The organism is Streptomyces sp. NPDC006265, assembly GCF_040613555.1.
Lineage (GTDB): Bacteria > Actinomycetota > Actinomycetes > Streptomycetales > Streptomycetaceae > Streptomyces.
In genome coordinates this window covers 1-5,788 of record NZ_JBEXSH010000581.1, presented here as the reverse complement: position 1 = coordinate 5,788, position 5,788 = coordinate 1, and the positions used below count along the sequence as shown (strand labels likewise).

6 protein-coding genes are annotated in these 5,788 nt (G+C 70.2%); 2 read left to right on the top strand and 4 right to left on the bottom strand.

From position 1 onward, the window contains the following. The 3 genes from ABZ281_RS34425 to ABZ281_RS34415 form a co-directional block, all read right to left on the bottom strand. Nucleotides 1–735, bottom strand: a 735-nt coding sequence (locus tag ABZ281_RS34425) for a DUF4429 domain-containing protein (RefSeq protein WP_356661942.1), incomplete at its 3' end; no start/stop codon positions are given. A gap of 75 nt (nt 736–810) precedes the next feature. Continuing rightward, nucleotides 811–2,019 (bottom strand): alpha/beta hydrolase family protein, encoded by a 1,209-nt coding sequence (locus ABZ281_RS34420; RefSeq protein ID WP_356661940.1) that lies wholly within the window; start codon nt 2,017–2,019, stop codon nt 811–813. Between the two features lie 73 nt (nt 2,020–2,092). Next, entirely contained in the window at nt 2,093–2,725 is a 633-nt protein-coding gene (locus tag ABZ281_RS34415) for a TetR family transcriptional regulator (RefSeq protein WP_356661938.1), read from the bottom strand. Nucleotides 2,726–2,840: 115 nt separating this feature from the next. Between ABZ281_RS34415 and ABZ281_RS34410 the strand changes: the two genes are divergently transcribed. Both ABZ281_RS34410 and ABZ281_RS34405 read left to right on the top strand, forming a co-directional pair. After that, nucleotides 2,841–4,466, top strand: a complete 1,626-nt coding sequence (locus tag ABZ281_RS34410; protein WP_356661936.1) for an MFS transporter — start codon at nt 2,841–2,843, stop codon at nt 4,464–4,466. Nucleotides 4,467–4,701: 235 nt separating this feature from the next. Continuing rightward, nucleotides 4,702–5,010: a small hydrophobic protein gene (locus tag ABZ281_RS34405; RefSeq protein ID WP_356661934.1), complete on the top strand. Its 309-nt coding sequence runs from the start codon at nt 4,702–4,704 to the stop codon at nt 5,008–5,010. Between the two features lie 63 nt (nt 5,011–5,073). On the opposite strand, the gene ABZ281_RS34400 is transcribed toward ABZ281_RS34405, so the two are convergent. After that, on the bottom strand, nt 5,074–5,788 hold a 715-nt coding region (locus ABZ281_RS34400; protein ID WP_356661932.1), incomplete at its 5' end, for a potassium channel family protein.

Sequence of the window (5,788 nt, the reverse complement as noted above, 5' to 3'; positions counted from 1 at the left end):
CCGGCGGGGTGGGGGGGCGGCCCCCGCCGCCACCGGTGCGGACGTCCGCACCGCGGCCAGCACCGCCGCCGCGAACGGCAGTGACTCGTGCACGGGCCCGTAGCCGAGCCCGAACACCACCGCCGCGGGATCCTGGTCGGCCTGAGCCCCCGACGCTTCCGCATCCCGGCGCAAAAGCCGCAAATGCCCTTCGAACACCTCCGGTGACCGCCACTCGACCCCGTTCAGGTCCCCGACGGAGAAACTCTGGTCGCCGGCCTTCCACTTCGCCGACGACGCCCCCGTCCAGAACCACCGGAAGTTCACGGTGCGTCCGTCGAAGGTCGCCTTGCCGTCGTACGCCTTGAACGACAACGGCCCCTCGGGCGGCTCCACGAGGAACCGGTCCACGGGTCCGGACTCTGTCAGCAGCGTCCGCAGTTCGTCGGCGTAGTACTCCGCCAGGACCTCCCGGTCGGCGGGCAGCACCAGCCGGTAGGGGTCGCCGCTCTCCTTCAGCTGCCCGGCCGCGGCCTCCATCAAGGGGTCCGCCCCGGGGCGCGGTTCCACGCGCAGGACGACCGTGCCGCGTTTCCCGCGGGTCAGCGTCACCCCGGCGATCGCCTCCAGGGGCACACGGCGTTCCCCGAGGGCCTGGAAGAGCTTGGGTGTTCGAATCCCCCGTTCGTAGCGGATGAGCACGGAGTCGGACTCGAACTCCCAGGCGGCATGAAATCCGGCCAGTACGTCACCCATGCGGCTCATCGTATGCGGCACGCGCTCCTCCGTCCCCCTCCCGAGCACACCGCAATTCCTTCGCCGCTACGCGCGTCAGGCCGCCGCCGTGCCGGACAAACCGGTACGGCAGACGCCGTCTTCGTGCGCGCAGTGCACCGAGCGGTATGCGCCAACGCCGATCTCTGCGAAATTGAACAGACTTGCCGTGCCCGGCTCGAAGTAGCCCGCGTGGCCCTTCGCACCCGCGGCCGACAGCACCCGCGCCCCGAACCCGGCGGACACCGGATCGGCACCGTGACCCAGCCCGCCGACCTCCAGGTAGGGCACGTCCTGGATCCAGTCGTCGGAGTCCCGCATCGCCCACACCCGGGCGTCGATGTGCAGCTGGGCTGCGTTCTCGACGCGCATGCCGGGGCTGCCCGCCACCGCGATGTCTGACACCCGGCCCGGCAGCGAGTGCGCGGCGACGCCGCACACCACGGAGCCGTAGCTGTGGCAGAACAGCGAGACCGGCGAGCTGCCCGGCAGGGCCCGCACGAGCGCGTTCAGCCGTACGGCACCCTCCTTGGCGCGCATCGCCGTGGCCGAGTCGATGCCGAGTCCGCTGGGCGCCGTGTAGTCGGCCCAGGCGATCACGGCCGTACGGGTCGAGGGGCTCACCTTCCGCTCGGCCCCGTACAGGGACTTGGCCATGCCGACGGGCGCGGAGTACTTGCGGTCGGTGCGCTGGAAGGTGAGCAGGTCGGTGTCGACGCCAGGGACGACGACCGAGACCCGCTCCGCTCTGCGCAGGTTGCCGAACACCTCCGCCACCCGGCCCGAGCCCTCCGGATCGAAGGCCAGGATGTGACGGCCCGGCTCCATGAGGTCCTCGAAGCGGTGCATCCTGCGGCCCGCCTCGTGCTGCCCGGCCGGGGTGAGACGCTTGTCGTGCATGCGTTCCCGCTCGACCTTGCGCGCCTTGGCGAGCGCGAGGTGGTTGGCGCGGTAGCGCACCTCGACCGGCGCGCCGTTCATGTTGCCCACCGCGAGCGAGTACTTGCGGATCAGCGTCGAACGGTCCTGCTCGGTGAGCGAGGTGAAGAAGCGGGCCAGCTCCGTCGGCTCGGACTGCGGGTCCGGCAGCCGGTGCCCGCCGATCCGGCCGTGCTCCCAGGCGGAGAGCGAGGCGTGGAGCGGCGTGGCGCCCCGCTGGTTGCGCAGGGCCGTCCAGCCGGTGGTCGCCAGCATCACGAACACGACGGCCAGAGCGAGCAGTGCGCGCCAGACGTTCAGTTGCGGGGAGGTGTCGAAGGAAGTCACTGAAAGGACACACTAGGAGAACGAGAGGGTCTCGCGTTAACCAAGTGACCGGGATCACGTTTCGGTGGAGGGGTTAAGGGGACTGCTCCGCACGCCAGTTCCCGGCCAGTGCGGGACCCACCTGATCCAGGTATGTCGTGGTGAGTTCGCGCATTCCGTCGAGGGTGACGTCGTCCCCCGCGGACCACAACCGTTCGGTGACGCGAATCACCCCGCCGAAGAGGGCCACGACGATCCTCGGCCGGGGGTCCGCGTCCACGTCGAGCTCCTCGCGCTCGGCGATGATGCCCGCGAGCTGCTCCTCCAGCTCCGCCGACCGCCGCAGATGGGCGGCGAGCAGTGCGGGCGTCGACTCGATCACCCGGTAGACGCGCATGTGGAGGTCGATCGGCACGAGCTCCTCGATGGCCTCGCTGATCGCGTCCCAGCTCTCCAGTACGGCCCGGCGCAGCGCCTCCAGCGGTACTTCGCCGGGCGGGCGCGTGCGCAGGGCCTCGACGACGAGGGTCTCCGCCAGGCGCGGTACGAAGAACGCCGTCTCCTCCTTGCCGGCGAAGTAGCGGAAGAAGGTGCGCTGCGAGACGTCCACGGCGGCGGCGATGTCGTCGACGGTCGTCTCCTCGTACCCGCGCGTGGCGAACAGTTCCAGCGCGGCCCGCAGCAGTGCGTCCCGGGTGCGCCGTTTCTTGCGCTCGCGCAGGTTCAAGACATGCCTCTCGTCCGAAGTGTTCTCCCAGTTCAGGCTATACGGGGATGTCGTGTCAGTTGCCGACTAGTGATTTGGTTTGTCAATTGTCAGCGACTGTCATTAGCCTCGCGGTATGACTAGTCAGACCACCATCGACACGACGGGGTCGGGGGGCAAGGCGCCGGCGTCGCCGTCGGACGCGGCGCCGGGCAAGGGGCTGCGAGGGCATCCCTGGCTCACCCTCATCACCGTCGCTGTGGGGGTCATGATGGTGGCCCTCGACGGCACCATCGTGGCCATAGCCAACCCGGCCATCCAGAAGGACCTCGGCGCCACCTTCGCCGAGGTTCAGTGGATCACCAACGGATACTTCCTCGCCCTCGCGGTCTCCCTGATCACCGCGGGTAAGCTCGGCGACCGCTTCGGCCACCGCCAGACCTTCCTCATCGGCGTCGTCGGCTTCGCCGCCGCCTCGGGCGCGATCGGCTTGTCCGACAGCATCGCGTTCGTCGTCGTCTTCCGCGTCCTGCAGGGCCTGTTCGGCGCGCTGCTGATGCCGGCCGCGCTCGGCCTGCTGCGGGCCACCTTCCCGGCCGAGAAGCTGAACATGGCGATCGGCATCTGGGGCATGGTCATCGGCGCGTCCACCGCGGGCGGCCCGATCCTCGGCGGTGTGCTCGTCGAGCACGTCAACTGGCAGTCGGTGTTCTTCATCAACGTGCCGGTCGGTGTCCTCGCCGTCGTCCTCGGCGTGCTGATCCTGCTCGACCACCGTGCCGAGAACGCCCCGCGCTCCTTCGACCTGCTGGGCATCGCCCTGCTGTCGACCGCCGTGTTCTGCCTGGTGTGGGCGCTCATCAAGGCCCCGCCGTCCGAGTGGGGCTGGGGCGACGTCAAGACGCTGTCGTTCCTCGGCGCCTCGGTGCTGTGCTTCGCCCTCTTCGCCTTCTGGGAGACGAAGGTGAAGGAGCCGCTGATCCCGCTCGCGCTGTTCCGCTCCGTGGCGCTGTCCGCCGGTGTCGTGCTGATGGTGCTGATGGCCATCGCGTTCATGGGCGGCCTGTTCTTCGTGACGTTCTACCTCCAGAACGTGCACGGCATGAGCCCGATCGACGCGGGTCTGCACCTGCTGCCGCTCACCGGCATGATGATCGTCGGCTCGCCGCTCGCCGGCGCGATGATCACCAAGCTCGGCCCCCGGGTCCCGCTCGCGGGCGGCATGGCGCTCACCGCGATCGCCATGTACGGGATGTCGACGCTGGAGACGGACACCGGCAGCGGCATCATGTCGCTCTGGTTCGCCCTGCTGGGCCTCGGTCTCGCGCCGGTCATGGTCGGTGCGACCGAAGTCATCGTCGGCAACGCCCCGATGGAGCTCTCCGGCGTCGCGGGCGGTCTCCAGCAGGCCGCGATGCAGATCGGCGGCAGCCTCGGTACGGCCGTGCTGGGCGCCGTCATGGCCTCCAAGGTCAACAGCGACCTCGCCGGCAACTGGGCGAAGGCGGGCCTCCCGCCGCTCACCCCGGAGCAGGAGCACCAGGCCTCCGAGGCGGTCCAGGTCGGTGTCCCGCCGGTGGCGCCGGGCACGCCGGACGCCATCGCCGCGAAGATCACGGGCGTCGCGCACGACACGTTCATCTCGGGCATGAGCGCGGCCTCGCTCGTCGCGGCCGGGGTCGCCGTGGTGGCGGTGCTGGTCGCGTTCCTCACCAAGCGCGGTGAGAACGCGGAAGCCGGCGCGGGCGCGGCGCACATCTGACCGTCCCCGGCGGCCCGTTCGCCTATCAGGGTGAACGGAAACGCGGAACCCTCCCCTTCGGCACGTACCGCAGGTCACATTGGGTCAAGTCCTCCGCAGGGCATGGAGGGTGGACGCTGCGGCGCGCTGCCGGAGGGGGGCAGCGCGCAGGCAGCGGGATTAACGCGCACGGACGGGGTACTCGCCATCTCGTACCCGAAAAGAACCCCAACCGATCGAGGGTTTACGGGAGTTGATGATGGCGAGCTTCGGACACGGTGCGCGCAGGCACCCCCGCTCACGTGGCCGGACGTGGTCACGGACCGGGACGGATCGCGCGACGCTCGGACTCATCGGAGTCATCTGCGCTGTTGCAGGCTTCTTCGTGCTGGGGATCGTGCTCGGTCCCGCCGCGATGGTCTGCGGCTGGCTCGCCATGGGCCGCGCGTGGTCGGGCTCCCGCCCCACCGCGGCTGTCGTCGCCCTGGTCCTGGGCGCCATCGACACGCTCCTGGCCATCATCTGGCTGTCCGGAGCGGCCACACCCGGCATGGGCATGATCTGACCCGAGTGCGGCGAGGGAAGGGCCTCCGGCGATGCGACCGGGGGCCCACCTTCGTGTCCCGCGCTACTCGGCCGGCGTCCCCTTGAGCGCCGCCAACTCCCCGCGCAGCGCCCGCACCTCGTCGGTCAGCTCCCGGATCGCCTCGGTCTGCCGCCGCTCCTCGACGTCGTCCTTCTCGAACCGTGCGATGAACCAGGCGGCGATGTTCGCCGTGACCACACCGAGCAGCGCGATGCCGGACAGCATCAGGCCGACCGCGAGCATCCGCCCCAGACCGGTGGTCGGTGCCATGTCCCCGTACCCCACGGTGGTCATCGTGGTGAACGCCCACCAGACCGCGTCCCCGAGGGTGTGGATGGAGGCACCGGGCTCGTCCCGTTCCACCTCCAGCACGGCCAGCGCACCGAAGACGAGCAGTCCCAGGCACGATCCCGCCACGTACGTGGTGACCCGTACCTGCGACGCCATCCGCGCCCGCTGCCCGGCGAGGAAGAGCATCGACACCAGCTTCAGCAGCCGCAGCGGCTGGGCCAGCGGCAACACCACGGCCAGCAGCGCCAGCGGATTGCCACGCACGAACCGCAGCCGGTCCTCGGCCAGCCACAGGCGGACCAGATAGTCGGCGGCGAAAGCGGCCCACACCGCCCAGTTGGTGGCGTGGCATGCGGTGAGGACGCCCTGCGGAGCCCTCGGGGCCACGATCGGTATGGCGTAGGCGATCGCGAACAGCACGGCCAGCGCCAGCAGCGGGCCCTGGGTGCGCCGCTCCCAACGGGCC

Coding starts and splice junctions, on each gene's coding strand:
- ABZ281_RS34410 (WP_356661936.1), top strand. CDS start 2,841: ATGACTAGTCAGACCACCATCGACACGACGGGGTCGGGGGGCAAGGCG.
- ABZ281_RS34405 (WP_356661934.1), top strand. CDS start 4,702: ATGATGGCGAGCTTCGGACACGGTGCGCGCAGGCACCCCCGCTCACGT.